General features: G+C 35.1%; 30 protein-coding genes. 22 read left to right on the top strand and 8 right to left on the bottom strand.

Annotation, left to right across the window (positions count from 1 at the left end; translation table 11 throughout):
* The first annotated feature begins 160 nt into the window (after positions 1-160).
* From modA to ACKI4K_RS10510, 3 genes are all read left to right on the top strand, one after another.
* Positions 161-988 carry a molybdate ABC transporter substrate-binding protein gene (gene modA, locus ACKI4K_RS10520; RefSeq protein ID WP_407424834.1) on the top strand — a complete coding sequence of 276 codons (828 nt, stop codon included), beginning with the start codon at positions 161-163 and terminating at the stop codon, positions 986-988.
* A gap of 227 nt (positions 989-1,215) precedes the next feature.
* The gene (gene modB, locus ACKI4K_RS10515) at positions 1,216-1,893 is read left to right on the top strand and encodes a molybdate ABC transporter permease subunit (RefSeq protein WP_407424833.1); all 678 of its coding nucleotides are present in this window, start codon (positions 1,216-1,218) and stop codon (positions 1,891-1,893) included.
* A gap of 24 nt (positions 1,894-1,917) precedes the next feature.
* Entirely contained in the window at positions 1,918-2,952 is a 1,035-nt protein-coding gene (locus ACKI4K_RS10510; protein WP_407424832.1) for a sulfate/molybdate ABC transporter ATP-binding protein, read from the top strand.
* A gap of 9 nt (positions 2,953-2,961) precedes the next feature.
* Here ACKI4K_RS10510 and ACKI4K_RS10505 read toward each other — a convergent pair whose 3' ends face one another.
* Positions 2,962-3,498 (bottom strand): DNA-3-methyladenine glycosylase I, encoded by a 537-nt coding sequence (locus tag ACKI4K_RS10505; RefSeq protein ID WP_407424831.1) that lies wholly within the window; start codon positions 3,496-3,498, stop codon positions 2,962-2,964.
* Between the two features lie 95 nt (positions 3,499-3,593).
* Here ACKI4K_RS10505 and ACKI4K_RS10500 point away from each other — a divergent pair, with 95 nt between their 5' ends.
* The 12 genes from ACKI4K_RS10500 to ACKI4K_RS10445 all read left to right on the top strand — a co-directional run bounded on the left by ACKI4K_RS10500 (position 3,594) and on the right by ACKI4K_RS10445 (position 14,967).
* Positions 3,594-5,360, top strand: a complete 1,767-nt coding sequence (locus ACKI4K_RS10500) for an FUSC family protein (protein WP_407424830.1) — start codon at positions 3,594-3,596, stop codon at positions 5,358-5,360.
* Positions 5,357-6,499, top strand: a complete 1,143-nt coding sequence (locus tag ACKI4K_RS10495; RefSeq protein WP_407424829.1) for an aldo/keto reductase — start codon at positions 5,357-5,359, stop codon at positions 6,497-6,499. Before ACKI4K_RS10500 ends, ACKI4K_RS10495 begins: the two co-directional genes overlap by 4 nt.
* A 64-nt stretch (positions 6,500-6,563) precedes the next feature.
* Positions 6,564-6,914 (top strand): nascent polypeptide-associated complex protein, encoded by a 351-nt coding sequence (locus tag ACKI4K_RS10490; RefSeq protein ID WP_407424828.1) that lies wholly within the window; start codon positions 6,564-6,566, stop codon positions 6,912-6,914.
* A 5-nt stretch (positions 6,915-6,919) separates the two neighbouring features.
* Entirely contained in the window at positions 6,920-7,663 is a 744-nt protein-coding gene (locus ACKI4K_RS10485) for a metallophosphoesterase family protein (protein ID WP_407424835.1), read from the top strand.
* Between the two features lie 94 nt (positions 7,664-7,757).
* Positions 7,758-8,786: an NYN domain-containing protein gene (locus ACKI4K_RS10480; protein WP_407424827.1), complete on the top strand. Its 1,029-nt coding sequence runs from the start codon at positions 7,758-7,760 to the stop codon at positions 8,784-8,786.
* On the top strand, positions 8,776-9,978 hold the full coding sequence (locus ACKI4K_RS10475) for a hypothetical protein (protein WP_407424826.1): 1,203 nt from the start codon (positions 8,776-8,778) through the stop codon (positions 9,976-9,978). Before ACKI4K_RS10480 ends, ACKI4K_RS10475 begins: the two co-directional genes overlap by 11 nt.
* A 22-nt stretch (positions 9,979-10,000) precedes the next feature.
* Entirely contained in the window at positions 10,001-10,417 is a 417-nt protein-coding gene (locus ACKI4K_RS10470; RefSeq protein WP_407424825.1) for a hypothetical protein, read from the top strand.
* Between the two features lie 17 nt (positions 10,418-10,434).
* Entirely contained in the window at positions 10,435-11,658 is a 1,224-nt protein-coding gene (gene argJ / locus ACKI4K_RS10465; RefSeq protein ID WP_407424824.1) for a bifunctional ornithine acetyltransferase/N-acetylglutamate synthase, read from the top strand.
* Between the two features lie 307 nt (positions 11,659-11,965).
* Positions 11,966-12,568: a class I SAM-dependent methyltransferase gene (locus ACKI4K_RS10460; protein ID WP_407424823.1), complete on the top strand. Its 603-nt coding sequence runs from the start codon at positions 11,966-11,968 to the stop codon at positions 12,566-12,568.
* A gap of 90 nt (positions 12,569-12,658) precedes the next feature.
* Entirely contained in the window at positions 12,659-13,243 is a 585-nt protein-coding gene (locus tag ACKI4K_RS10455) for a class I SAM-dependent methyltransferase (protein WP_407424822.1), read from the top strand.
* A gap of 4 nt (positions 13,244-13,247) precedes the next feature.
* Positions 13,248-13,958, top strand: coding sequence for a 2-C-methyl-D-erythritol 4-phosphate cytidylyltransferase (locus ACKI4K_RS10450; RefSeq protein WP_407424821.1), 711 nt, complete (start codon positions 13,248-13,250; stop codon positions 13,956-13,958).
* A complete protein-coding gene (locus ACKI4K_RS10445; RefSeq protein ID WP_407424820.1) occupies positions 13,951-14,967 on the top strand; it encodes an alcohol dehydrogenase catalytic domain-containing protein in 1,017 nt (338 codons plus the stop codon). The genes ACKI4K_RS10450 and ACKI4K_RS10445 overlap by 8 nt, the downstream gene beginning before the upstream one ends.
* A gap of 1 nt (position 14,968) precedes the next feature.
* Here the strand turns inward: ACKI4K_RS10445 and ACKI4K_RS10440 are convergent, their stop codons facing one another.
* The 3 genes from ACKI4K_RS10440 to ACKI4K_RS10430 all read right to left on the bottom strand — a co-directional run bounded on the left by ACKI4K_RS10440 (position 14,969) and on the right by ACKI4K_RS10430 (position 17,476).
* Entirely contained in the window at positions 14,969-15,490 is a 522-nt protein-coding gene (locus tag ACKI4K_RS10440; RefSeq protein ID WP_407424819.1) for a hypothetical protein, read from the bottom strand.
* Between the two features lie 149 nt (positions 15,491-15,639).
* Entirely contained in the window at positions 15,640-17,004 is a 1,365-nt protein-coding gene (locus tag ACKI4K_RS10435; RefSeq protein ID WP_407424818.1) for an MATE family efflux transporter, read from the bottom strand.
* 22 nt (positions 17,005-17,026) lie between these two features.
* Entirely contained in the window at positions 17,027-17,476 is a 450-nt protein-coding gene (locus ACKI4K_RS10430) for a MarR family winged helix-turn-helix transcriptional regulator (RefSeq protein WP_407424817.1), read from the bottom strand.
* A 129-nt stretch (positions 17,477-17,605) separates the two neighbouring features.
* On the opposite strand from ACKI4K_RS10430, the gene ACKI4K_RS10425 reads away from it, so the two are divergent.
* A complete protein-coding gene (locus ACKI4K_RS10425) occupies positions 17,606-17,932 on the top strand; it encodes a hypothetical protein (protein ID WP_407424816.1) in 327 nt (108 codons plus the stop codon).
* On the opposite strand, the gene ACKI4K_RS10420 is transcribed toward ACKI4K_RS10425, so the two are convergent.
* Positions 17,927-18,094 (bottom strand): hypothetical protein, encoded by a 168-nt coding sequence (locus ACKI4K_RS10420; protein ID WP_407424815.1) that lies wholly within the window; start codon positions 18,092-18,094, stop codon positions 17,927-17,929. The two genes, ACKI4K_RS10425 and ACKI4K_RS10420, sit on opposite strands and share 6 nt — an antisense overlap.
* Before the next feature lie 50 nt (positions 18,095-18,144).
* On the opposite strand from ACKI4K_RS10420, the gene ACKI4K_RS10415 reads away from it, so the two are divergent.
* The 4 genes from ACKI4K_RS10415 (at position 18,145) to ACKI4K_RS10400 (ending at position 20,471) form a co-directional block, all read left to right on the top strand.
* The gene (locus tag ACKI4K_RS10415; protein ID WP_407424814.1) at positions 18,145-18,402 is read left to right on the top strand and encodes a hypothetical protein; all 258 of its coding nucleotides are present in this window, start codon (positions 18,145-18,147) and stop codon (positions 18,400-18,402) included.
* 152 nt (positions 18,403-18,554) lie between these two features.
* Positions 18,555-19,490 carry an SAP domain-containing protein gene (locus ACKI4K_RS10410; protein WP_407424813.1) on the top strand — a complete coding sequence of 312 codons (936 nt, stop codon included), beginning with the start codon at positions 18,555-18,557 and terminating at the stop codon, positions 19,488-19,490.
* 3 nt (positions 19,491-19,493) lie between these two features.
* A complete protein-coding gene (locus ACKI4K_RS10405; protein WP_407424812.1) occupies positions 19,494-20,081 on the top strand; it encodes a DUF998 domain-containing protein in 588 nt (195 codons plus the stop codon).
* 141 nt (positions 20,082-20,222) lie between these two features.
* Positions 20,223-20,471, top strand: a complete 249-nt coding sequence (locus tag ACKI4K_RS10400; RefSeq protein WP_407424811.1) for a hypothetical protein — start codon at positions 20,223-20,225, stop codon at positions 20,469-20,471.
* Positions 20,472-20,483: 12 nt separating this feature from the next.
* Here ACKI4K_RS10400 and ACKI4K_RS10395 read toward each other — a convergent pair whose 3' ends face one another.
* Positions 20,484-21,152 (bottom strand): hypothetical protein, encoded by a 669-nt coding sequence (locus ACKI4K_RS10395; protein WP_407424810.1) that lies wholly within the window; start codon positions 21,150-21,152, stop codon positions 20,484-20,486.
* Positions 21,153-21,201: 49 nt separating this feature from the next.
* On the opposite strand from ACKI4K_RS10395, the gene argB reads away from it, so the two are divergent.
* Positions 21,202-22,065: an acetylglutamate kinase gene (argB, locus tag ACKI4K_RS10390; protein WP_407424809.1), complete on the top strand. Its 864-nt coding sequence runs from the start codon at positions 21,202-21,204 to the stop codon at positions 22,063-22,065.
* A 31-nt stretch (positions 22,066-22,096) separates the two neighbouring features.
* Here argB and ACKI4K_RS10385 read toward each other — a convergent pair whose 3' ends face one another.
* Entirely contained in the window at positions 22,097-23,566 is a 1,470-nt protein-coding gene (locus ACKI4K_RS10385; RefSeq protein ID WP_407424808.1) for a class I adenylate-forming enzyme family protein, read from the bottom strand.
* Positions 23,567-24,556, bottom strand: a complete 990-nt coding sequence (gene aksF, locus ACKI4K_RS10380; RefSeq protein ID WP_407424807.1) for a homoisocitrate dehydrogenase — start codon at positions 24,554-24,556, stop codon at positions 23,567-23,569.
* A 179-nt stretch (positions 24,557-24,735) separates the two neighbouring features.
* Here aksF and ACKI4K_RS10375 point away from each other — a divergent pair, with 179 nt between their 5' ends.
* Positions 24,736-25,203, top strand: coding sequence for a HEAT repeat domain-containing protein (locus ACKI4K_RS10375; RefSeq protein ID WP_407424806.1), 468 nt, complete (start codon positions 24,736-24,738; stop codon positions 25,201-25,203).
* The last annotated feature ends 186 nt before the right edge of the window (positions 25,204-25,389 follow it).

The raw sequence follows: 25,389 nt of genomic DNA, 5'->3' as shown, positions 1-25,389 counted from the left end.
AAAAAATTTATATATCATTAATTAATTAAATTATAATTGCCAATCAAGATGATTAAACATAATTTAAGATGGGGAAATGATTTAGGTGTATTATAATCTTGGATTATTGTTTGTGTCTGAGGTAGTGTATGAATAACTATTCAAAATGGAGGAAAAAATTATGGATTCTAAGAAAATATTGCTTATTGCTATTGTAGCTTTAGTGGCAATCATTAGTGTAGGTTCTGTTTCTGCTGGTTTCTTAGACTTTTTAGGTGGAAACAATTCTGCTGGTAATGCTAATTTAACTGGACAGGAAGTTAATTTGGCTGCTGCCGCTAGTTTAAAAAATGCTTTTGACAAAGATTTAATACCAATGTTTGAACAGAAATATCCTGGTGTGAAAGTTACTCCTACTTATGCTTCAAGTGGGGATTTACAATCTCAAATTGAAAACGGTCTAAAAGCGGATGTATTCATGTCTGCTGCAAATAAACAAATGAATAAATTGGCTAATGAAAGTTTGGTTGATAATAATACTAATGTTCAATTTTTAGAAAACAAAGTTGTTCTAATTGTACCAAAAGACTCAAAAGTTAATATATCTTCATTTGATGATTTGAAAAATGTAAACGGCACTATTGCCATTGGTGATCCTGAATCCGTACCTGCAGGACAATACGCTAAGGAAGCATTGACTAATCTTGGTATTTGGAATGATACTGAATCCAAATTGTCTTTAGGTACTGATGTAACTGCTGTATTAAATCAAGTGGCTCAAGGGTCTGCTGACTGTGGTATCGTATATTCTACAGATGCCAAATCTAATGGGGATGTTAAAGTAGTTTGTGAAGCTCCTGATGACGCTTTAAAAACTCCTGTTATTTATCCGGTGGCAATGCTTAAAAATCCGGAACATCCGGAAGCTGCAAAAGAATTCTTAAACTTCTTACAAACTAAAGAAGCTAAGGATGTATTTGTTCAATATGGATTTACCATACATGAATAATTCTAAATTATGGGACTATAATGTGTTATTGCATTCATTACAAAGGAATCTGTCGAAAATTAGGTTTGAATGAATGTGATATGTGCTATTATCAAATCAATAATGGTAAAATAAAAACATGGGAGATTAAAGCTCCCATAACACTTTTTTTTTAAAAAACGATATGAAAAATTATGTATATCTTATAAAAATATAAAATTATCAAGAGTTATACGGGTGATATTGACATGGCAGTAGATTGGTCTCCGGTATTCATTTCAATGAAAACTGCAAGTTTATCAATTTTTATAACCTTTTTTGCAGGTTTGATTGTTGCTTGGGGTCTGGTTAAGATTAAGAATGATACAGTTAAAAGTGTGCTTGATGGTATCTTTACATTACCGATTGTATTGCCTCCTACTGTAGTGGGGTTCTTTTTATTGTATATTTTTGGTGTTAGGGGACCCATAGGCAGGTTTTTTATAGACTTTTTTGCTGTAAAAATAGCTTTTTCATGGCCTGCGACTGTTATTGCTGCAGTTGTCATGTCTTTTCCCTTAATGTATCGTTCTGCTAGGGGTGCATTTGAACAGGTGGATTCTAATTTATTAGATGCCGGCCGTACACTGGGCATGTCCGAATGGAAAATCTTTTGGAAAATTTTATTTGCAAATGCATTGCCGGGAATTATTGGTGGCGGAATTCTTGCTTATGCCAGAGGATTAGGCGAATTTGGAGCAACAGCCATGCTTGCAGGAAATATTGCTGGACAAACCAGAACTCTCCCTATGGCGGTTTATTCGGAAGTTGCCGCGGGCAATATGGGTGATGCTTTTAATTATGTGATAGTTATTGTTATTATATCCTTCATAGCTATTTTCATTATGGATTTTGTTTCAATACGTAAGGAAAAACAATGGAAATAATTTATATGTTGACGGAGAAATATTATGGATAAATTGTTAAAAGTGGATATCCAAAAGAAACTTAAAGAATTTGACTTAAATGTTAATTTTGAATTGAAAAAAGGGCGTTTGGGTATTCTTGGTCCTTCCGGTTGTGGTAAAAGCATGACATTGAAATCCATTGCAGGTATAGTAGATCCGGATAGTGGTGTTGTGAGTTTAAACACTGATGAAGAAACTGTTTATTATGATTCCAGTAAAAAAATTAATTTAAAACCCCAAAAAAGACATGTGGGTTACTTATTTCAAAATTATGCTTTATTCCCCAACATGACTGTTGAAGAGAATATTGCTTGTGGTTTGTCTAAAGATGATGACAAAGGAATTGTATCTGAAATGATTAAGCGTTTTCATTTGGAAGGATTGGAGAAAAGATATCCTAGGCAATTGTCCGGAGGCCAGCAGCAGAGGGTGGCTTTGGCCCGCATATTGGCTTACAGTCCGGATGTCATATTGTTGGATGAGCCTTTCAGTGCAATGGACACTTTCTTAAAGGAACAATTGCGTATTGAACTTATTAATCTGTTGAAGGATTTTGATGGGTTTTCCATTATGGTCACTCATGACCGTGATGAGGCGTTCCAGTTTTGTGATGAACTTATTGTATTGGATAAGGGTAAGATTATAGCGAAAGGAGACACATATGATATATTTGAAAATCCGAGAAAAGTTCAGGTTGCAAGACTTACAGGATGTAAAAACATTTCCGAAATCGAAGTGATGGATGATTATCATATCAAGGCTTTGGAATGGGGAGTCACATTCGAAGTGGCAGAAAAGATTTCACCAAACATCACTCATATTGGAATAAGGGCGCATAGTTTTTCCCCTGCTGAAGAAGGGGATGTTAATGTCTTGGATACTAAAGATTCAACAAAATTAGAGATGCCTTTCGAATGGGAGATAACCTTGGCAAATGGTTTATGGTGGAAATATGACAAAGCGATTCATGAGCATGAATTTGAGATTCCGGATTATTTGAAGGTGGATCCTAAAAATATAATCCTATTGGAAGAATAATTCAATTACTTAAAACTTAAAGCAGTTTTTCTCATGATTGTCAATAATCCCAATTGATTCCAAATATGAATAAATAATTGTCGGGCCAACGAATTTCATTCCGCGCTTTTTCAAATCTTTAGAAATATCTCTTGATAAATCAGATTCGGTTAAATATTCTGCTTTTATAATCTCGCCATCAGTGAACCCCCAAATGTATTTATCAAATCTTCCAAATTCCTTTTGAATTTCAATAAATACTTTAGCATTGTTGATGGCTGAAGTGATTTTGCCTTTATGTCGAATTATACCATCATTTGACAGTAATTCTTCAATTTTATCATCATCATAGTCAGCTACTTTTTCAACATCAAATCCATCAAAAGCCTTTTTAAAGTTTTCACGTTTTTTTAAAATTGTAATCCAAGATAGGCCTGCCTGAAATGATTCTAGAATGAGCATCTCAAACAATTCCTTATCATCATGAGTGGGAATTCCCCATTCCCGGTCATGATAATCAATATAAATCTCATCATCGCTTACCCATGTACATCTGCTGTTATTCATGAAAATACTTATTATGGCCTTAGTTTAAATATATTTTCAATGATAATTTTTTCTTAATCGTATTCGGTTATTGAATGGGAAAGTGGTGCAGTTAGATGAATAAAGGTCTAAAACGAAAAATATTCATGTTTTCAGCATTGATTGGAGCAATGCTCTTTTACATGATTTTTTTCGGAAGGAGAAATATTACAGTAGGGGTAATGATTATCATAGCTGCATTCATGAATCTGAATGAGGACCTGTCATATAAGCCCGGTTTATCTTTTGTCAAGGTTTTGGGTTTGTTGCTGATTATGGGAATTGTATCGTATCTGAACAGTCCGATAACTATTGTTAGCTGCATTTTGACTTTTTTGGTTGTTTTTGGAACTACATTTTCATCATATCACCTCTTTAGAAGCGATGTTTACATGCCGTATCTCCTGTGTTATTTCATCATGTCTGCAAATCCGGTGACGCTTGAAAATTTGCCTGCAAGGCTCATGGCATTGGCTTGCGGAGCAGTATTTATCGTTGGCTTAAATATAGTCCTCAATAGGGATAAGCACTATAACATATCAAAGGAAACATTGGATAATCTTGTCGAAGAGCTGAACAGGTCAATTGATTTGAAATTGGATGGCAAGGATGTTTCTGTGGACAGTTTTAAAATAGCAAAGGGGTTCTATTTATCCCTTTTCCATAGGTTTGAATATAAATACTTCCCAAGTCCAAAACAGCAATCCGTTCTCAATATTGTAAAAGCGTTCCAATCCGTCGGATATCTCCTCTCTCAAAGTGACTTATCGGATAATGAATTGATGTACATTAAAAAAGTCCTGTCCGAAATCAGGGAGATTAAAATCGAGGATGTCTTTGAGGGTGTTGAAATTGAGTCAAAGGGAATGACGCCTATTTTGCTGAATCTGGAAATCATTGTCAATGAACTGAATAAGGATTTAAGCGATGAGTTTGCAATTCCTGATAAAAAGATAATAACCCAATTGTTCAAACCATTCAATAGAAGGCAGTTCAACTTCCGTTCTGTCAAATTCGTATTTGCATTTAAAATGGCGGTGATAATGTTGCTATGGGAGGTATTAACAATGCTTTTCAATTTGCCATTCACCAAATGGCTGTTCTTTGTAACCGTTTCAATGATGGTGCCATATATTGATGATATGGCATACACTGCTCGAAAACGTATTCAGGCAACATTTTTAGGGGTTTTTATTTTTGCAATTATCCTGATTGCCATGCCGGTTATTCCAATATCCCAAAGGGCGGTGATTATTATTGTCGTAGTCATTTGTCTGTTTGTCTTTGTTTGGAAAATTAAGGATAGGCTAATCCGGAATACAATGACGACACTAATGTCTGTAACGACTTCATTATCGTATATTGATGCTCCAAAGGCTGTTGCATTAAAAATATTGTGGGTGATTGTTGGGGTAGCTGCGGTTTCACTGTTCAACTTTAAGTTTTTGCCATATTCTGTTGAAAAGGAAACAAGGAACAATTTGGAAAATTGCTATCGCATCAATGAGAAGTCAATTGATCTAATCAGGCAAAAATGTCTGGGGGGCAATGCCGAGAACAAAACAAGTCTATTTGTCTCTGAAAGCATTGTCCGTGAAAACATTCAGGTGAATGATGACAATAGGGAATTATACAATCTGCAGGTCATGATTTCAAATTTGTGTAATTTTATCTTATCCTATCTTGACGTTAACGGATGTTCTGATGAATTGAACAATAATTTATTAGATATTATTGATAAAGATAGTAATGTGGATAATCATTTGGATTTGAAAGAGAGTGTCATGGCATGGTCAATGAGATATGCAATGGACATGTTTAAAAAGGAGAGGAAATTGATATGACAAAATTAGGTATGGGAATGATGAGGCTTCCGCTTTTGGATGAAAATGACTTTGCAAGCATAGATTATGAACAAGTCAATCAGATGGTGGATCTGTATATGAGTGCGGGTTTCAACCACTTTGACACTGCATACATATATCATGAGGGTCTGGGCGAAATCGCATTTAAAAAGTGCGTCGCTGAAAGGTATCCCCGCGAGTCTTTTAAGATTGCAACCAAGCTGCCTTTGTTTATAATCACTGAAGAATCACAATTGGAACCGATATTTGCCGAGCAGCTTAAAAACTGTGGCGTCGATTACTTTGATTATTATATGCTGCATAACGTAAGCGGATTTACGGAAACCGCCTGGAAGAATGTTGATTTGTATTCATTCATCCAAAAGAAAAAGGAAGAAGGCCTTATCAAACACATCGGTATTTCCACTCATGGGAACGCCGAGTTTTTAGAGGAAATCTTGTTTGAACACCATGAATTGGAGTTTGTCCTGCTTCAAATCAATTATCTTGACTGGGATGATGAAGGGATAGAATCCAGAAAATGTCTGGAAGTTGCAAGAAAATATAATAAGCCTGTAATGATTATGGAACCGTATAAGGGAGGATTTTTAGCTGACGTGCCTGAAGAAGCCGAAAAAATCATGAAAGGTTATAATCCGGATAAATCAGTTGTTTCTTGGGCAATGAGATTTGTAGCCAACCTTGAGGATGTCTGTGTTGTTCTGACTGGTGCAAGCAACTTGGAACAACTTGAAAATAATATTTTCGAAATAAAAAATGCAGACCCATTAAATGATGAGGAATATAAGATCATCGAAGAGGTTTCAAAAATAATCAACAGCAACATCACTGTAGACTGTACCAAATGCAGATATTGCACTGATTCATGTCCTGAAGAGATTGACATTGCTAAGATATTCGATTTGTACAATAAACATAAACTTCTTAAGATAGAGGAATGGACTCCGCCTGGAAACGCCTATTTGAATTACTCAAAGCTTCCGGGTGTTGGAATAGCTTCAGATTGCACGGAATGCGAAACCTGCATTGAGGAATGCCCTCAACAGATTAATATACCTGAAGTTTTGAAAGATGTTGCGAAAACATTTGAAACTGAAATTTATGGATTTGAAAATTAAGCAAATTTTAATAATAATTAAATTAATAAAATTATAAATAGTTATTTTAATTGAGGATTATATTATGATACCTGGCATGAATAAAAAACAAATGAAACAAATGGAAAGACAAATGAAAAAAATGGGAATGAAAATGGAAGACCTTGATGGTGTTCGTGAAGTCATTATCCGTTTTGATGAAAAGGAATTAATCATTGACAATCCTAGTGTGAGTCTTATGAATGTAATGGGTCAAGAAACTTACCAGATTGAAGGTAAGGCCCGTGAAGTAGAACTTGAATACGAAATTGAAATTCCTGATGAGGATATAGAAATGGTGGCTAATAGTGCTAACGTTTCCCTGGATGAAGCAAAGGCGGCCCTTGAAGAATGCAAAGGCGATTTGGCAGAAGCTATCATGAAATTAAATCAGTAGATACCATGACTGTCGTTGCCCATATTTCTGATCTGCATATTTCTAAAGCAAGCTTTGACGAAGAAATACTCTTGAAAGCAATAAGCGAAATAAACCATTTACAACCAGATATGATTATTTTAACAGGGGATATCACTGACAATGGTTATTATAAAGAGTTTCAGCAAGCAACTAGATATTTGCAAATGTTTGAAGCACCTTTATTTGCCATTCCAGGTAATCATGATTCTCGTAATTTAGGATATTTGACTTTCGAAGAATTGATTGGTGAGCGAAGTTGGAAATTAACTATGGGTGAAGATTTTACTGTTATTGGACTTGATAGTAGTTCTCCTGATGAGAATAGGGGTCATATTGGACGGCCCCAACATATGTGGTTGGAACATCAATTGGATGAATGCGTAATCAATGAAAACTTTTCGATTGTAGCCTTACACCACCATGTAATTTCAATTCCAGAAACAGGGCGTGAACGTAATGTCTTATCTGATTCTGGAGATATCTTGAAAACATTAACAACTCATGAAGTGGATTTAATTTTATCCGGGCACAAGCATGTTCCCAATATTTGGCGGATAAATGATACTGTTGTTGTTAATGCAGGTTCGTTATGTTCCGATAAGCTTAGGGGTAAAAATCTAAATTCATACAATGTTTATAATATTTCCGAGTATGAAATAGAGATTTATCTTAATAATGTTGGTGGTGAAAAGTTTCTTTTTGGAAAATATCCAAGAAATAAACTTTAATTTCTTTTTTTAAATTAACATTTAAATATAGAATTATACAAATATATTATACTGAACAAATTATATTTTAATAGATGATTTATTAGGTGATATTGTGAAAGTTGTTGTAGATGCTTCAAATGTAGCTCACTATGTAAAAAATGAAAATGGGCAACCTCAAATCTCCAATATTCTTGCTGCTGTCAAGGCATTAGAAGAAAGCGAGGACGAGTTCGTAATTATTGCCGATGCATCACTTCGCCATGATATTGACGATAAAGAAAAATTTGAAAAATTGTTGGAAAGCGATAATGTTGAAGAGGTTCCAGCAGGCAACGATGCAGATCATTTTATTTTAGAAATCGCTACAGCTGAAAAAGCAAAAATATTGTCTAATGATAAATTCAGAGATTATGCTGCTGAATTTAGAAATATTGCTTCAATGAGAATTCCGTTCGTAATTGATAAAGGAAGACTCACCTTTGGAAAACCGAAAAAACCTAAAAAAGATAAAAATATCTTACAGCATATTTGTGATGAGATTATAAAAGAGTTAAATTTCAAGAAATGGGAAATTTACACAGGCAAAGAGGGTCTTGAAATCTCTCCTCTTAATATTGCCAAACAGGCCATTATTCGTATTGATAATGAAACTAATGCAGAGTCTAAGCTTGAAAACATCTTTTCTAAAATACCAATGTTTAATAAAATTGTGGAAATGGTGGATGATGTTGAGATCGCAGCTCCATATGTTATTTTCGTGCTTGTTCATCCTAAAGATTATAAATTAGCAGTTAAAAATGCAGGTAACATTTCTGTTACTGTTGCAGACAGATTAGGCCTTGAAAAAAAGCCGTTGGTTGCTGTCCGTAATGATTTATTCACTAAACCGGGTAATTTTGAATTAAATATCATGTTGGCTGATGAAGTGACTGAAACTGCTCCATATAATGTTTTAATTCGTGTAAGCACTCATGACGAAGTGTTCATTAAAAGGAACTCAAGAAACATTGCAAGCACTATTGCGGGAAGGCTCGGATCTTGGAAATTCCCATTTGTTTCCGTTAAGCCGGATATGCTTTTGGAAAAACCTGGCGAGTTTGAAATAGAGCTTGAAAAAGGAGGGGACTTAGATGGCAAGTAGCTTAACTAAGTCGTTTATTAAACTCACTACTAAATTAAATCCCATAGCTATTGGAACAAAGTATTTTCCAACAACTGATCTTGAAACAGAATATGTAGAGTTATTTAATTATACTCAAACTATTCTTTTTGAGCTCAAAAAGGCAGAAATTACATCAGATACTATTTTACAAAACCTTATTCGTGATGTGGGTGCTGAAAATATTCCTGTGGAGTATACTTTTCATGAACTAAAACCTGCTGAAAATAAAATTGAGGAATATGCTTTAGTCAGTAATATTATAATGGGTAGTGACCGTTATTTTTACATTGAAATTCCGCATCCGTCTAATTTGATTAATATTTTTGTTAAGATTATTGAAAATGAAGCCGGAGAGATTGTTGAAAAAACAGCTACAGAACTTGTTGCAAAAATGTTAAGTAAAAATGATGCAATCCGTGTTGCAATTGAACTCATAGGCATAGGTCTGTCTGAAGGAGTTCAGGTAATATCTGCTGTTGGAATGACTGGTGCAGCATCTATTGAGCGTGCAATCCATTACACTCAGGATGTAGGAAGCTTTCCGGGAATTGCATTCACCAAACTTGGTGGGGAATATGCATTAGTGTTTGATGCACCGTTTTTATTGAAGGAATCCCACCCTGTTGATTTGGAAAATTATTTGTTCATTGATTTAATTGATTCCACCAAATTCATAAGTAAACATGGTAGAAATCAACTTGTTGAACTGATGACAGGAATTAAAAATTTCATTGAAACAGAGTGTGAAGGCGAACTTGAAGGTTACCGGGAAGGAGGAGATGATTTTATTGCAAGATTCCCATCCAAAGATTTGGCCATTAGGGCTGGACTTGATGCCGCTTGGTTTGCCTTAGACAATGGTGCTAAAATAAGAGCGGGTGTTGGGAGAAGTAGAAGAGAAGCTGGTGAGAGGGCTCAGCTGGTGGATGATTTAAAATCAACATCTCCGTTGTCTCTAGTTGTTTTTGAACTGGCTAATGGGTTATATGCTTATAATATTCCGTCCGAATTTACAAGAACATTAATTAATTTGGTTGAAAATGAAAAACCTAAATTGATTGGAGTATTTGCATTCGTATTCATTTTCGTTTATTTGATGTCTATTTTAGGCCTTGGGATGTTCGGTTTTGTTGGGATAATTTTAGCTTTAGTTTATGCGTTTGTAGTTTAAATTGATAATAAAGAGAAGTAATATGAGAAGACGAAAAGAAAAAGATAAGAGAGTGTTGAAATCAAGATATAATCAACCTCCCAAACAAAAAAGAAGAATAATAAATCCTTCTAGGAATAGAAATCATTCTAGGAATAGAAATCATTATAGGCCTAAAAAGAGATCTAAAACTAGTAAAACTACAATGTTTCTTCTTATTTTGGCATTGGTGGCATTTGTTGCGGGTGCAGGTGTAGGTGTTTCAATGGCTCTCGGTGTTTTTGATGATGATACTAATAATAATGAGACTCATGTGGAAAATGTTACTGTGGAGATGACCTCAAATTTAAATAAAAAGAACAAGTCCCTTTATTATGATGATGAAAAAATAGATTATAATAATCCTGAGGATATTGCGGAATATAACCTGACAAATAATTCTGTAGTTTATAATTATTAACTTATTTTAGTGGTTTTATGAATTTTATTAGAAATCTTGACGGCGGATTTTCTGTTATAGAAAATCTTAAAGTATCTGGAGCACGTGAAGGCAAATATGGAGTAAGTATAATTCTCTGTCCGAACAGTACTGCTTCAGCGGTTTTCACTTCAAATAAAGTGGTTGCCGCTCCTGTAAAGTATACAAGAAAGGCAATTAAAAATGGATTCCTGTCAGCAGTTTTTGTAAATAGTGGGAATGCCAACTGTTTTACAGGCGAACAGGGGTTTAAAGATTGTGAAACTTTAGTTGAATTAGTTTCAAATGATTTGCAAATACCAAAAGATGAGATAGCCATTGCATCAACTGGTGTAATAGGTCGTGAAATGCCAATCGATATTATTTCTAAAGTGGCTTACGAGTCCATTTCTAAATTGGGTGATAAACCCGAGAATTCTCTTGCTGCCGCCCGTGCAATAATGACAACCGATACATTTCCCAAGGAATGTGCATGTGAGGTCACTCTTACAACAGGCGAAACTGTTAAAATTGCAGGAATCACCAAAGGCAGCGGCATGATAGCTCCAAATATGGGGACTATGCTATCATTCATTGTCAGTGATGCCATTATTCCGGCAGCTGAAATTAAAAAAGCCTTAAAGAAAGCTGCAGATGTTAGTTTTAACATGATTGTTGTCGATGGGGATGAAAGTACAAACGACACTTGTCTGATGATGTCTAATGGAGCATCAGGTGTGGAAGTCGTAAAAGATGGAAAACTGGATTCCAATTTCCAGGAAGCACTAAATTACCTATGCATTGATTTGGCTAAAAAAATGGCACGTGATGGTGAAGGAGCAACCAAATTTATTGAAGCAAATGTCATTGGTGCAAAAGATGATGAAGATGCAAAACTTGCAGCAAAATCAATTATTTCATCAAGCTTATTTAAATCAGCGGTCTTCGGCGGTGATCCAAATTGGGGAAGAATCGTATCGGCAATCGGATACTCCGGCTGTGATTTAAATCCGGAGATAGTGACCATTGCCATTGCCGATGAGGAAGATGAAGTGGATTTGGTGAGAAGTGGTGAAATATTGGCATTTGAAGATACGCCTTATCTTGAAAGGGCTGAAAAGATCATGCAATCAAAAAACGTCACTGTAAACATTGACATGGATTTGGGTGATGGCAAAGCCACTGCATGGGGTTGTGATTTAACTTATGATTATGTTAAAATTAATGCAGAATACACCACTTAAAGAAAAGTTTTAAATATATTGAAAACAAATATTTTTTTGTTATATATAATTCTAATTTTATACTGATTGATTTTAAGGAGGGAAAATTATGGCAAAAGTCAAAGGAACTAACAAAAGAACCAGGCCAAAAAGAAGTTACACTAAACCTGGTAGTAAAAGAGGAAGAGGAGTAAAACAAACCTGGAAAAAATAATCCTCTTATAACTTTTTTTACTTATTTTAACTATTTTTGAATGTTTTTAACATGATTTGAACTTGATAATTATTAAATACTATTTTTTAAAGATTATAATCTGGGTGAAAAAATATGATGTTGCCACCAAACGGACATAGGGCTCATGGATTTTCAAGTGCGTTTTTCCTAAATTCTGATGAGATTATTCGGGAATTAAAATTAAAAGGTGATGAAACCTTCATGGATGCCGGCTGCGGTGATGGCCATAATGTTATTAAGCTTCTTGAGGATTATGACCACAGGGGAACCGTTTATGCGGTAGATGTTTATGACGCTTCTATTGAAGACATGGAAGCATATAAAAAAGATAATAATGTTGAAAACTTAATCAACATTGAAGCGGATATTACAAAGGGAATTCCTGGTGTGGATGACGAATCTGTCGATGTTGTTTTGATGGTCAATGTTTTCCACGGATTTAAGGCATCAAGAACAATGGATGAAGCTATTGATGAACTTGCAAGAATAATTAAGGCCGATGGGAAAATTGCCATCATGGATTATAAGGCATGGGAGGTACCTAAAGGCCCACCAACGGCGTTTAGAAGTTCTCCTAGTGAACTTGAAGAGGTTTTTGCTGTTCATAATCTTAAAATGACTTATTTGAATGAAGAAATTGGTGAAGATATTCCACAAGGAAAATCACACTATTTCATAGTATTTCAAAAAGAGTAATCGAATTATTTCAAATTTTTTATTTTTTCCATTATAAATTATAAATACTATTTTTTAAAGAGTATAATTAGTAAAATATGGGGCGATACTATGGGTCATGTACATCATGGAAAGTCAAGTGCAACCTTTCTGGATTCCGATGAAATTTTATCCGGATTAAATTTAAAGGGTAATGAAACTTTTATGGATGCCGGATGTGGTGACGGTCATATTGCGATTAAAGCAATGGAGAAATATCTTCCGGATGGCAGGGTATATGCTGTAGATTCATACGATAAATCTATAGAAGAGTTGGAAATCTATAAAAGTGAGAATAATCTTGAAAACTTGACTAATATTGAAGCGGATATTACAAAGTCCATTCCTGGTGTTGAAAATGACTCAATTGATGTTGCATTAATGGTGAATGTATTTCATGGATTTACATCTGAAAATAGGGATGATGTAATATCTGAATTTGGAAGGATACTTAAGACTAACGGCAGGTTCGCCATTATGGATTTCAAACCGATTGAAATGCAAAGGGGGCCTCCAGTCAATATCAAATATTCTCCGGAAGAATTAGAGGAGATATTCGTCAATCATAATTTTAAAAAGATTTATCTAAATGAGGAAATGGGTGAGGAAATTCCTGAAGGAAGGTCACATTATTTGATAATTTTTGAAAAGAGGTAGGAAAATGATTTTCGCAGCAATACTTGCAGGTGGAATCGGATCAAGGATGGGTGGAACAGACACACCTAAACAATTTTTGGACCTTGGAGGAAAACCTGTCATAGTTCATACTATTGAAAAATTTGTAATAAATGAGAACATTGATAAAATAATTGTCTTGACTCCTAAAAACTTTATAAATCATACCAATCATTTGATTGAGGAATATATTTCAAATAATGACAAAATCATTGTTATTGAAGGTGGAGAAACTAGAAACGATACATTAATGAACGGTGTTTCATACATTAAAGACAATTTCGGCATTGATGAGGATTCCATCGTCATCACTCATGATTCTGTGCGTCCGTTTGTAACCCATAGAATCATTGAGGATAACATTGAAGCCGCAAAAAGATATGGTGCATGTGACACTGTTGTCCCGGCCACCGACACAATTGTTGAAAGCATCAATGGCACGACCATTGAGAGCATCCCTGTGAGGGACTATTATTACCAAGGTCAAACTCCACAGAGCTTCAATATAAAGAAACTTTTTAACTTAATCAATAGTTTAACAGAAGAGGAATCCAATATCCTTACGGATGCATGCAAAATATTCACACTTAAAGATGAAGATGTATATCTGGTTGAGGGTGAAGTGACAAATATCAAAATCACCTATCCCTATGACTTGAAATTAGCAAATACAATACTTGAGGACAAGCATGATTAATATTGTTTATAGACTTAAATCCCCTAAATTTTTTGAGGAATCGATAGATGAGATTGAACTGGATGGAGTTATAGTGAGGCCAACCTACCTTTCAATCTGCCAGGCGGACCAAAGATACTATCAAGGTTCAAGACCTGCAGAGGTATTGGATATGAAATTGCCTATGGCATTGATACATGAAGGAATTGGGGAAATAGTTTTTGACAATTCCGGCGAATTTAAAAGCGGAGATACGGTTGTCATGATTCCAAACACTCCATGTGGAGATGATGTCTGCAGGAAAAATTATTCATACAAATCCAAATTCAGGGGAAGCGGATTTGATGGTTTCACTTCTGATTTGATTAGATTGGATTCGGACAGGGTAGTAAAATTGCCCGATGATTTCAATCCTCATGTTTCAGCTTTCATTGAATTGATTTCAGTAGCTTATCAGGGTATTGATAAATTTAAACAAATGGCTGTCACTCCAAAAGGGAAGTTGGGGGTTTGGGGTGATGGTAATTTAGGATTTATCACAGCTTTGCTCTTGAAAGAAATTTTTCCAGATTCTAAGGTCATTGTTTTTGGCAAACATCAGGAAAACCTGAATCTGTTCTCATTTGCAGATGAGGTGCACAGGATTAATGATGTTGCAGGGGATGTTGTGGTTGACCATGCCTTCGAATGTGTTGGTTCAAGTGCCTCACAACTGGCCATTGACCAAATCATTGATTTGATTAATCCTCAAGGTACAATAAACCTATTTGGAGTAAGCGAATACCCTATACCGATTAATACCCGTATAGTTTTGGAAAAGGGGTTGACTGTTCAGGGAAATAGTAGATCTGAAAGGGAAGATTTCGTTGGAGTTGTCGAAACTCTCAAACAAAATCCTCAACTGTTTGAATATCTGGAAAAGCTAATCACAAATATCTATGAAATAACCTCTGTAAATGACTTGAAAGATGCATTTGATAAAGATTATATTTCAAAATTCGGTAAAACTATCTTAAAATGGAATAAATAGTCTACAATCTATTCATGACCATTAAATATTCTTTTAAATAGTAATCTCTTTCTTCTGGCCTGCAAAGCATTGCAAGCATTGACAGAGCGAAAACATCATCGCCATTTATTGTCCTTGAACTTTCTATTTTATTTTTGATTGCTTGGAGCGCTATCTTGCAGGGGTCCATATCAACGCGTGATAATTTTATCACGAAATCTGCTTGGGAGTGTATTGTGCACTCTTTTACACATACATCAATGCCTTTTGGACAGATTATATAAATTGCAATAGGTTTTTGGTGCTTTTCATATAATGCTTCTGCAAATCCGATATATTTTATAAGTTCGTCTTCATCAAAATTTGTCAGTTGGAGTTCCAAATCAATGAATTCTCCATCATCTGTTGTAAAAACGTCTCCTCCGGGATATATGTCTTTTCCAACATTCCTGATATCTTCGGGGGTACAGCATTTTATCTCTCTTGAGTCATCAAATACTTCTTGTATAATTTTTGTTTTCATTTCATAATTTTCTTTATCCATATTTTAGCCTGTATAATTTGATTTGCACATTCTATATATGGATTAAAGGTTAATAAAGTAGTATGTTATTTTTTAAAACAATTTTACAAGCTTAAATCAATATTTAAGTTAAAATATAAAAATAAAAAAAGTGTAAGAGTGTCTAACTCTTAATTTCCAAATTTCGCCCTTGTTCTTTTGACTTCGTATCTTGCAAACAGGTAGTTAATCACGCTGGCTATTGCCCTGCCTATACATAATCCTAACCAGACACCGACCAATTCCAGGTTAAAGTAAAATACGAAGAGGTACATTAGCGGAACTACGAATACAATTTCTCTCAATATGGTAAACATTAGGCTGTAGTTTCCTTTTCCGATTCCCTGATAAAAGAAACTTGAAGGAATTCCAATGCCTGTTAATATTAATGTTGGACAGGCTATCTGGAGGTATTGTGCAATTCCCGGAACCAAATTGGCAGTTTCCGGGGTGTATGCAAAGATCGTAGCCAATGGGGTTGCAAATATAACCAATATTAATGTTATTGCAGTTCCTAAAAGCAAACCAAGTTTGACGCCGTATTTATGTGCTCTTGAAAGGTAGTCACCATTTCTGGCACCAAATGCACTTCCTGCCACTGCAATAACTGCAGACCCGATGGCCGTAAGGGGCATTATGGCAAACAGGTATAGCCTTTGGCCGGTTGTGAATGTTGCAATTCCGTAGTCTCCTCCAACCTGTGAAATCAAAATCAGATAAATTGACATTGCAATCGCCATAATCAGCATATCGAGCGAGGATGGAATTCCAACTTTAAGTATGTCTCTTGCTAATTTGGAGTTGAATTTAAAATTTTTAAGTGTAACATGTACATAGGTGTCCTTTTTAATCAAGATCCAGTACATCATTATTGCAGCCGCAATGACCGCGCTTACAATTGTTGCAAGGGAAGCGCCGGCAGAGCCTAATCCCATTATGTAAATGAACACTGGATCGAGGGAAGCATTTAAAATAACGGTTGCAACTACAACATACATCGCTCTTTTCATGTCTCCTTCACCACGGAGTATTCCGCTGCATCCATTTGAAAACATCAGTGCCACTAAACCCAAAAATAAGGGTGTTGCATATGCTACAGCCTCATTTAAAGTCTGCCCGGTTGCACCATAACTTTCAAGCAACGGTTTTTGTATTATGATGAAAATTATTGTTAGAACTATTGATGCTATGAAAAATATAATCAGGGCATGTGTTGCGGATTCATTTGCCATTTCGTGATTTTTGGCTCCAATAAATCTTGAAATACTGCTTGTTGCACCATTTCCAAGTCCCACGCTTGCACCATTCAACACCATGAATATCGGTGTTACAAATCCAATTCCTGCAATGGCTGTCGGTCCAAGCCCCGCTACCCAAATTCCATCAACAATATTGTACAATGCGGTCAGTATCATTGAAATCATAATTGGGAGGGCTAATTTCCTTACAGCTATTTCAGGTTCTCCTCTCATTAACTCCACATTTTTATTTGCCATATTCAATCCCTGTCTTTAATAATCATTCTTCGAGTATTTCTTCACTTTTTCTAGCTATTTCTCTTAATTGACTTTTTGTTCTTTCGTCTAGTCTGTCGATTCCAACATTTTCTTCCCATTCTTCCAAGTCTTTCTTTAATAAAATAGCTAATTCTTCTCCTTTTTTTGTTGTTTTCAATATGTATTTTCGCCTATTGTTCTTGTCAATTTTTCGTTCGACATACTCCTTGTCTTCCAATTTCCTTAAAGCTTTGGCAATGGTTCCTTTGCTTTGTCCGAATATGTTGGCCAGATCATCCTGTGACAGATCTTTTCTTTTATGTATTTCCATCAAATAGCGACCCTCATGAACCATGTCTATGTGGTTTGGATTTTTAAGGGAGTATCTTAGCTTGTTTTTGGATATGTGATGAATTAATTCAGTAAAAGGCATTGAATCAAATTTGTCTATTTCATCTTTTTTTGGGGTCATGTTTTCATCTTCTAAAATAACATTGTATCGGATAGCATATAAATGTTTCCCAAGAAACTGTTTATCGATAAACAATAATCTTGAAATATTTTATATCTGTTGTTGCCATATTCATTATTGGGTGATATTGTGGATTATGAAGAGGTGATTTGTGAAAAATTCCCGAACTGTGATGTTGAGGTGATTACTCCTGATGTCTTTGAAATTGAAAAGTTGGTTGAATACATTACGGATGATATTGTTGTGTATAAGCCTTTTTCTGTTATGGTTCACAGGCATTTAATCAGATTCATGATGAATGTCGGCAAAAGGGGCAAAATTTACTATTTGAATGGTTTTTCGGATGATGATTTGAAGGTAATCCATGGAGGACTTTTGAAATTCACATGGAAAAGTGATGTCAAAATCAATCTGTTTAAAAATGCTGATCCAGATAGGGACATGCTGGGTCTATAGGCAAAAAAACTCGTCACAATTCTCACAATAATAGTTATATTCACTTTCGCAGCAGTTTCCAATTATCACTTCATTTTCCAGTGATTCGATAGCCAGTTCATCTGTTGGTTCGCCGTGGAATACTTTTTTTAATTCACGTCTGCATTTTGGACAAGTTTTCATATGTTTAATTTTATTTATAATGAATTTTAAATATTAGTGTAGGTGTAACTATGCTGATTAATGTAGGTGCTGAATTTGGCAAATCTTTAGAGACTAGTGAAATTGCAGTGGAACTGGTTGATATTTTAAATAAAATTGATGGTGATGACTTTATTTTAGATTTTAAAGAAGTATTGTTTATTACTATGAATTTTGCTCAGGCTTATTACAAAGCCAAATATGAATCTCCAAAAAAGATTTCCGAAATCAATATTGGTGATGAGATAAGTGTTGTTATGGGGGCTGCCGATGAGGCATGCAATCCTTAATCTTTCTTTTTTTAGGCAAAATATTTAATTAAGTAAAAAAGATATTAATAATGTTAATGGCTAAGATAGCCAATATTTTTAAATTTATACACTTCTTAATTGGGAGTTATCATAATTTAACCAATTGTGAAGGAATATAAAAAGGTGTTTAAGTGAGTGAACAGAAATTAGAAATATTCAATGTTTTAAATTTTTTGAATAGTGGTTATGAACTGGAAGATATCTTAAAAGAGGGTCAATTCGGAACTTTTGCATCTGCTGAAGAGTGTATTGACTATTTAATCGGCGAAGGATATCTTGAGGGGGATGTATCAGTTACAGCAAGTGTCGATATAACTGCAGAAGCAATTTCCAAAAAATACGTAGTTTCTGAGCTAAAAGACATTTTAAGAGAAAATGGCCTTAAAGTTTCAGGCAAAAAGCATGAATTGGTAGAAAGGGTATTGCCACTATTAAAAGAAGCTAGGGATGCGAGAAATTTAGATGTGGCTGTTGATAATGAAAAATCATATGATGATTTGGAGCTGACTGATAAAGCGAAGGAGTTTTTAAAGGAAAATGACTGGATAGACTTATACATGTTTGCTCTTGTTGCATTCAGATTTGAAGATTATGAAACCTATGTTGCAGGCTCATCCGCAGGCAAGATTGAAACAGGATTGAATTTCTGTGATGAGATTCTTTCAAGAGCATTGGTTGCCAACCAGTTTCTAGTATTTATTGATGCATTATCAGCAAAAGCACACGTTTATGCATATGATGGGGATTATGAATCTTTCTTGGATTATGATTTGCAGCGCTTCATATTAGGTTTAAATCCGATAGTTTTGGATGCGGAGAATTATGCTTCCTATGATGTTGTTAATTATGCAAATATAATCAATATAAAAAATGTCACTGAAAAGTTAGATTTGGGAAGTCTGAAGAAAAGGTTTGATAGGATTTGGGCAAAATCCCACATTAAAAATATTACAGTACCTAAAAAGACCTGTTATAAAATTTTACAGAAGGCCCTTGACGGCGCGGATGTCGAAGAGCTTAATTTTGATGTGAAAGAAAAATACTTTAATAAAAAATTTGGAATTTAGTTTATGAAGTCTAAAGTTGCCGGATATGCTTTTATTGTTGGTAGTGTATACTATTTAGTAGCTGAAGCTATTTCCGCAACTCTTTTCAATGCTTCCATTATTAATACTTATGTTTTTCATACAATTTCAGAGCTTGGAATCCCAAATGCCAACTCGCCGTTATTCTGGTTAATGAATTCCGCCTTTATTTTAATTGGACTGACATTAATATTCGGTAATTTTTACAGGTTCAAGGATTATATCATTAAAAATAAAGCTGTTTTTTACATACTGACATTAGTGACTGGTTTGGGGGTTATTGTCGTTGGATTGATTCATGGGGGAAATCCATTGACTTCGGGCTATCACACGTTGGGTGCCGTAATGGCAATTCTTGGCGGCAATATCTTATTGGTTGTTATTTCAAGGTCTATGGGCGATTTTTCCATATTTCAAAAAATCACTCTTGTTCTGGGAGTATTTGGCATAATTGCATTTTGGATATTGTTTTTCAGTATGGAAAGCATTTACATGCCCGTCTTCGAGAGGCTGTCGGTTTACACCCTAATTCTCTGGAGCTTTTTAACAGGCGTTTACTTGCTTGGAGATTGAATTATGTTATAGGTTGCTAAATTAAAAGACTTTTAATCAATTGAATTTTTAAAAATTATGACACTCCCTTTGTTAAAGTAACCTTTTCATCACCAATAGCTATATATATTTCTTAAGATAACTATTTTTCAAGGTGATAATATGGCAAACCTTGATAAAAAAACTGAAGAAGAAATATTGGCGATTGTTGAAAAATACCAGAAAGAGAACACAAAGCTTTTAAACTACCTCATAACCGATGATGAGATTACCTTTTTTTCACCAATCGGAAACGGTAGTGAGATAACTGCAAGCGATTTGGCCAAGGTTGCAGATATCCTAAATGGATCTTTTGTAGGAATGGAAATCGTAAACCAGGAGTACAGATTCAAATTTAAAATGGGTATATAGATACTCATTTTCTTATTCTCTTTTTAAATATTCCTGTGTCAGTCTGCACTCACTCATGCACTTTGTACAGCCGAGTCCTGCTTTGTATTGGTCCATAATATATTCAAAGCAGGCATCAATATCAATAATGTCCTCTCTATTTAACCTGTCATTCCATTTTTGAGGATTTATCGCTTCAACAGGGCAGGCCTTTTGACAATTTTCACAATCATCGCACTGGGAGTCGGTAATCGGGCTTCCAAATTCAAGAGGCATATCTGTTAATATTGCACCTAAGACAACAGCCGAGCCGTATTCTGGTGTTACAAATAGTGCAGAGCGACCAATCCAACCCAAACCGGATTTGGTGGCTATGGTCTTATAGGGCAGTGTGCTTAATAGCTTTTTCATATCACATTCATTTCTTGTCATTGTCAGTGCAAAAGCATCATATCCCAGATTTTTGATGAATTTCTCCCCTTCAAGTGCAATTTCACTTAGCTCGGCAACTTTCGCGTGAAAACACTTCCAGTAATCTTCGTAATCTTCATCTTCAATTAAATGCATGGCCCTTTTAGGCAATTTCAAAACAAGACTAATTCCATTCGGTAAATCAATAAATTCGGATGCAAGGCCGTCAACATCAGCATAACCTACCTTACTTGCACCGAGTCCGAGAAGATATTTTTTCAGATTGTCCATATGCTTAATTTTATAAAGGATTAAATAAAATATTTATGTTAGTGATTAAATGAAAGATATAGATGTATTGATTGAAGCTTTACCTTATATTAAAAAGTTTCATGGTGAAAAAATTTTAATTAAGTATGGCGGACATGCAATGGTGGATGATGAAGCGAAGTCATCTACAGCTCGCGATACTGTTTTACTCAAATATGTAGGTATGAAACCGCTCATTGTTCATGGCGGAGGTCCTGAGATTTCTAGATCAATGGATAAATTGGGAAAAGAGCCAAAATTCATTAAGGGTTTAAGGGTAACCGATGAAGAAACCATGGAAATTATCGAAATGGTTCTGGTCGGTAAGATTTCAACAGAAATAGTTTCCGAACTCATTAAGCATGACGGTCAGGCAATCAGCTTATCTGGAAAGGATTCAAGTTTAATATTTGCACATAAAAAAGGATCAAGCAAAATCGATGAGGAAATTATTGATTTGGGGCTTGTTGGTGAAGTTGACTGCGTAAACACTGATTTGCTTGACATGTTCTTGGATAATGATTATATTCCGGTAATATCTCCGGTTGGTATTGCAAAAGATGGGACAAGTTTGAACTTAAATGCCGATACTGCAGCAGGTGAAGTTGCAAGTGCGGTGGGTGCTGAAAAACTGATTATCTTAACTGATGTTCCTGGTGTTTTAAGAGACCCTGAAGACCCTGATTCCTTAATTCAAAAAATTAGGCTTGATGAAGTCCCTGCATTAATTGAAGAAGGCATAATATCCGGAGGTATGATTCCAAAAATAGAAACCTGTGTTAATGCCATTGAAAACGGTGTCAAATCATGCCATATCATTGACGGACGTAAAAAACATTCCTTGCTTTTGGAAATATTTACCACTGATGGCATCGGAACTATGATTTATAAATAATCATAGTCATTTCTTTTTTTTAATAGAAATGTTATTCCTTAAACATTTCCCTAAGTTCTCTTCTGAGCAGTTTCCATCCATTCACTCTTGGAAGTTCATCCAGATCATAGATTTCACGGGGAACTTTATACCGGGATAAGTTTTCATGTGCATAGTCAATTAACCCTTCACGGTCAGGATTATTTTTCCAAACAACAGCAGCTACCGGAATTTCGCCCCTGTGGCAGTCGTTTATACTGAAAATAGCTATTTCTTTAACTTCAGGATATTTTATTAAGACTTCTTCCACTTCTGTTGGATATATTTTCCATCCGCTCATTACAATCATGTCTTTTTTTCTGTCAGTAATAAATAAACGATTGTCCTCATCAAGGTATCCGACATCCCCTGTTAAAAACCATCCGTCATCTAAAAATGATGCTTTAGTCTTTTCTTCATTTCCCCAATATCCTTTGGCAATTGCAGGTCCTCTAAGCGCAATCTCTCCCTGTTTGTATTGCGGCAATGTCATTGAAGGGTCATGTTCATCCACAATTTTTACTTCTGAAAAGCAAACTGGATGCCCTACACTTTCAAATCTGTCTGCTTCCCAGTAATCTTCCGGTCTGATAACAGTTCCTGTCCCAATTACAATGGATTCGGATAATCCGTATGCATTAATTATTGGTATCTGATAGGTTTGATGGAAATCTTTCCATATTTTTTTATGAAGCGGCCCTCCACCTGAAATTATTTCACGAACAGTCTTCAAGTGTTTTCTTGCATCCATTGTAGTTAATGAGTGTATTACTGGAGGCATTCCACTTAAAACGGTTACTTTTTCTTTTTCACATAATTCCAGATATTCATCCAAGTTAAATTGTTCAATAAGGATATAATAAGCTGCAGCTCTTAGGGCTGAAATGGCCCAAGAAAGGCCAACATGAGCCATCGGGTAGATTCCTAAAAATACGTCATCCTGCCTTAAGGTCAATACGTCACATTCATTGTGGATTGCTGTAAAATAGTTCCCATGGGTGAGCATTGCTCCTTTAGGCTTGCCTGTTGTTCCTGATGTGTATTGGAGTTGACATAAGTCATCCCAATTGGTAGCTTCAGCTTCAAGAACTTCCCCATCTTTAAAATCAGTTATGTTTTCTGGAATGTATGTGTTGATGTTAATAATGTTTTCAGCTTCAAAATCGGTAATCATCAGTTTTGCTTGTGAGTCGTTTAAAATGTATTCAAGTTCTGCGGCTTTAAAAACTCTGTTTGTTGGTATGGCTATCGCCCCTATTCTCCATATTGCAAAAAGTGAAAATAAGTATTCTTCGGAGTTGTGTAGGTAAATTAATACTCTATCGCCCTTATTAATGCCTAAATCTTTAAGGTCGCGTCCAATTCCGGAGACGATTGATAATATTTCTCCTGAATTGTATCTGTTGCCGGTTGTTGGGTTGTATAGCACGTCCTTGTCCAACCGTTTTGAATTGGCATCTAAAAAAGTGGTGATATTGATCATCTAAATCAGCTCCTTTACAATAGCTTTTGTAATATCTATTGTGGATGCATCTCCTCCCAAATCTGGAGTTCTTATCCTACAATCGGCGATGACCTTTTCCACAGCATTTTTAATGTCATTGGATATTTCCCATTCGCCAAGATAATCAAGCATCATGGAAGCGGACAGTATCATGGAACATGGGTTTGCAATATGTTTTCCTGCAATGTCCGGTGCTGATCCATGCACAGGTTCGAATAATCCGTTGTGATCACCAATATTTCCTGAAGGCGCAAGGCCAAGTCCGCCTACCAAGCCGGCACTTTCATCAGACAGTATGTCTCCAAATAAATTGCTTGAAACAATAACATCAAAGTTTTGGGGTTGTGTGATTAAATACATTGCCATTGCATCAACATAATAATCTTCAGCGGTAATTTGAGGATAGGCTTTAGCTATATTGTAGAAACTTTCTTTAAAAACACCGTCAGTTTTTTTTAGCACATTGCTTTTGTGAACGCATGTGACTTTGCTTTCGCCCCTTTTAATGCACAGGTTAAATGCTGCTTTTGAGATTCTCTCGGATGCATTTCTAGTGATGTGTCGCTCTGCAATCATTTTTTCACCATCACCATATTCTACCTGGGAATAAAGCCCTTCAGTATTTTCGCGGACTATTACAAAGTCAATATCATCACGAATGCAGTCAACACCCTTATATGATTTTATTGGACGGATATTAGCATAGACATTAAGTTCTTTTCTTAAATTAATAATTGGGCTAGGTTCACCTGGTGTTGAAGTTGAAGCTCCGAACAGCACTGCATCACTTTTGTTAGCTATTCTAATTGTTTCGTCAGGTAAAGTAGTTCCATTCTTATTGAAACATTCAAAACCAGCTTCGCCATGGGTAAAACTGAATTCCAAATCTAACTTGTCCAGCAAGTATTCACAGGCATTCATCACTTCTTTGCCTATTCCATCTCCACTAATTATTGCAATGTCATACATCATATCCACTTGAAGTTTTTAGTATATGTATAATATTGATTTTATTTTATTTAAGTTGATTTTATTTCAAAAAAATTTGTTCGTATACTATCGAAATACTTTTATACTATACTAAATATAAATGATATTAATTACAAAGTAAATAGTAGTTTAATTGCTTACTCAAAAGAGGGATGAAAATGGAAAGAAGTATCGATGAGTTAATTGAATTATTGAATGACAAAGATGATTTTGTTGTTGAAGATGTTGTTGGAGAATTGGAATTAAGGTCTGATGAAGCATTAGGCCCTTTAATTGATGCTTTAACAAATAGTAGAAAAAAACAAATTAGATTGAATGCAGCTACATTATTGGGTGCAATTGGTGACCCTAAAGCTATCCCTGCCTTAATTGAAACCTTAGGCGACAATAATAAATTGGTTAGGAGGGAAGCTTCAACCGCTTTAAGTCGTATGGGTGAACCTGCTGTGGAACCTTTAATTGAAACTTTGGATGATGAAGATTGGAGAGTTAGGGGAGCAGCTGCTTGGGCTTTAGGTAACTTGGATGATGAAAGGGCTATTCCTGCACTTGAAAAATTGCTTGATGATGAAAGTGGTTTTGTAAAGCAAGGTGCACAAAGTGCAATAGCTTCAATTAAAAAATAAGGATAATTCTTAATTATCTTTAATCTTTCTTTTTTTTAATAAATTTATTAATGAAAATTAATATTTCTTCAATTTTTTTACTTTTTTTATTATACTTTCTAAACATTTTTTAATATTTTTTAATTATTTCTACTTTTTTTCAGAATTTTTTATTATCGGAAGGTATTTTCCAACACATTTATATAT

Source organism: Methanobrevibacter sp. (genome assembly GCF_045644645.1).
Classification (GTDB): domain Archaea; phylum Methanobacteriota; class Methanobacteria; order Methanobacteriales; family Methanobacteriaceae; genus Methanocatella.
This window is presented reverse-complemented; position numbering and strand designations above follow the sequence as displayed.

Excerpts from the sequence above, each read along its gene's own strand:
- modA (WP_407424834.1), top strand. The coding sequence starts at position 161 with ATGGATTCTAAGAAAATATTGCTTATTGCTATTGTAGCTTTAGTGGCA.
- modB (WP_407424833.1), top strand. The coding sequence starts at position 1,216 with ATGGCAGTAGATTGGTCTCCGGTATTCATTTCAATGAAAACTGCAAGT.
- ACKI4K_RS10510 (WP_407424832.1), top strand. The coding sequence starts at position 1,918 with ATGGATAAATTGTTAAAAGTGGATATCCAAAAGAAACTTAAAGAATTT.
- ACKI4K_RS10505 (WP_407424831.1), bottom strand. The coding sequence starts at position 3,498 with ATGAATAACAGCAGATGTACATGGGTAAGCGATGATGAGATTTATATT.
- ACKI4K_RS10500 (WP_407424830.1), top strand. The coding sequence starts at position 3,594 with ATGAATAAAGGTCTAAAACGAAAAATATTCATGTTTTCAGCATTGATT.
- ACKI4K_RS10495 (WP_407424829.1), top strand. The coding sequence starts at position 5,357 with ATGACAAAATTAGGTATGGGAATGATGAGGCTTCCGCTTTTGGATGAA.
- ACKI4K_RS10490 (WP_407424828.1), top strand. The coding sequence starts at position 6,564 with ATGATACCTGGCATGAATAAAAAACAAATGAAACAAATGGAAAGACAA.
- ACKI4K_RS10485 (WP_407424835.1), top strand. The coding sequence starts at position 6,920 with ATGACTGTCGTTGCCCATATTTCTGATCTGCATATTTCTAAAGCAAGC.
- ACKI4K_RS10475 (WP_407424826.1), top strand. The coding sequence starts at position 8,776 with ATGGCAAGTAGCTTAACTAAGTCGTTTATTAAACTCACTACTAAATTA.
- ACKI4K_RS10470 (WP_407424825.1), top strand. The coding sequence starts at position 10,001 with ATGAGAAGACGAAAAGAAAAAGATAAGAGAGTGTTGAAATCAAGATAT.
- argJ (WP_407424824.1), top strand. The coding sequence starts at position 10,435 with ATGAATTTTATTAGAAATCTTGACGGCGGATTTTCTGTTATAGAAAAT.
- ACKI4K_RS10460 (WP_407424823.1), top strand. The coding sequence starts at position 11,966 with ATGATGTTGCCACCAAACGGACATAGGGCTCATGGATTTTCAAGTGCG.
- ACKI4K_RS10455 (WP_407424822.1), top strand. The coding sequence starts at position 12,659 with ATGGGTCATGTACATCATGGAAAGTCAAGTGCAACCTTTCTGGATTCC.
- ACKI4K_RS10450 (WP_407424821.1), top strand. The coding sequence starts at position 13,248 with ATGATTTTCGCAGCAATACTTGCAGGTGGAATCGGATCAAGGATGGGT.
- ACKI4K_RS10445 (WP_407424820.1), top strand. The coding sequence starts at position 13,951 with ATGATTAATATTGTTTATAGACTTAAATCCCCTAAATTTTTTGAGGAA.
- ACKI4K_RS10440 (WP_407424819.1), bottom strand. The coding sequence starts at position 15,490 with ATGGATAAAGAAAATTATGAAATGAAAACAAAAATTATACAAGAAGTA.
- ACKI4K_RS10435 (WP_407424818.1), bottom strand. The coding sequence starts at position 17,004 with ATGGCAAATAAAAATGTGGAGTTAATGAGAGGAGAACCTGAAATAGCT.
- ACKI4K_RS10430 (WP_407424817.1), bottom strand. The coding sequence starts at position 17,476 with ATGACCCCAAAAAAAGATGAAATAGACAAATTTGATTCAATGCCTTTT.
- ACKI4K_RS10420 (WP_407424815.1), bottom strand. The coding sequence starts at position 18,094 with ATGAAAACTTGTCCAAAATGCAGACGTGAATTAAAAAAAGTATTCCAC.
- ACKI4K_RS10415 (WP_407424814.1), top strand. The coding sequence starts at position 18,145 with ATGCTGATTAATGTAGGTGCTGAATTTGGCAAATCTTTAGAGACTAGT.
- ACKI4K_RS10405 (WP_407424812.1), top strand. The coding sequence starts at position 19,494 with ATGAAGTCTAAAGTTGCCGGATATGCTTTTATTGTTGGTAGTGTATAC.
- ACKI4K_RS10400 (WP_407424811.1), top strand. The coding sequence starts at position 20,223 with ATGGCAAACCTTGATAAAAAAACTGAAGAAGAAATATTGGCGATTGTT.
- ACKI4K_RS10395 (WP_407424810.1), bottom strand. The coding sequence starts at position 21,152 with ATGGACAATCTGAAAAAATATCTTCTCGGACTCGGTGCAAGTAAGGTA.
- argB (WP_407424809.1), top strand. The coding sequence starts at position 21,202 with ATGAAAGATATAGATGTATTGATTGAAGCTTTACCTTATATTAAAAAG.
- ACKI4K_RS10385 (WP_407424808.1), bottom strand. The coding sequence starts at position 23,566 with ATGATCAATATCACCACTTTTTTAGATGCCAATTCAAAACGGTTGGAC.
- aksF (WP_407424807.1), bottom strand. The coding sequence starts at position 24,556 with ATGTATGACATTGCAATAATTAGTGGAGATGGAATAGGCAAAGAAGTG.
- ACKI4K_RS10375 (WP_407424806.1), top strand. The coding sequence starts at position 24,736 with ATGGAAAGAAGTATCGATGAGTTAATTGAATTATTGAATGACAAAGAT.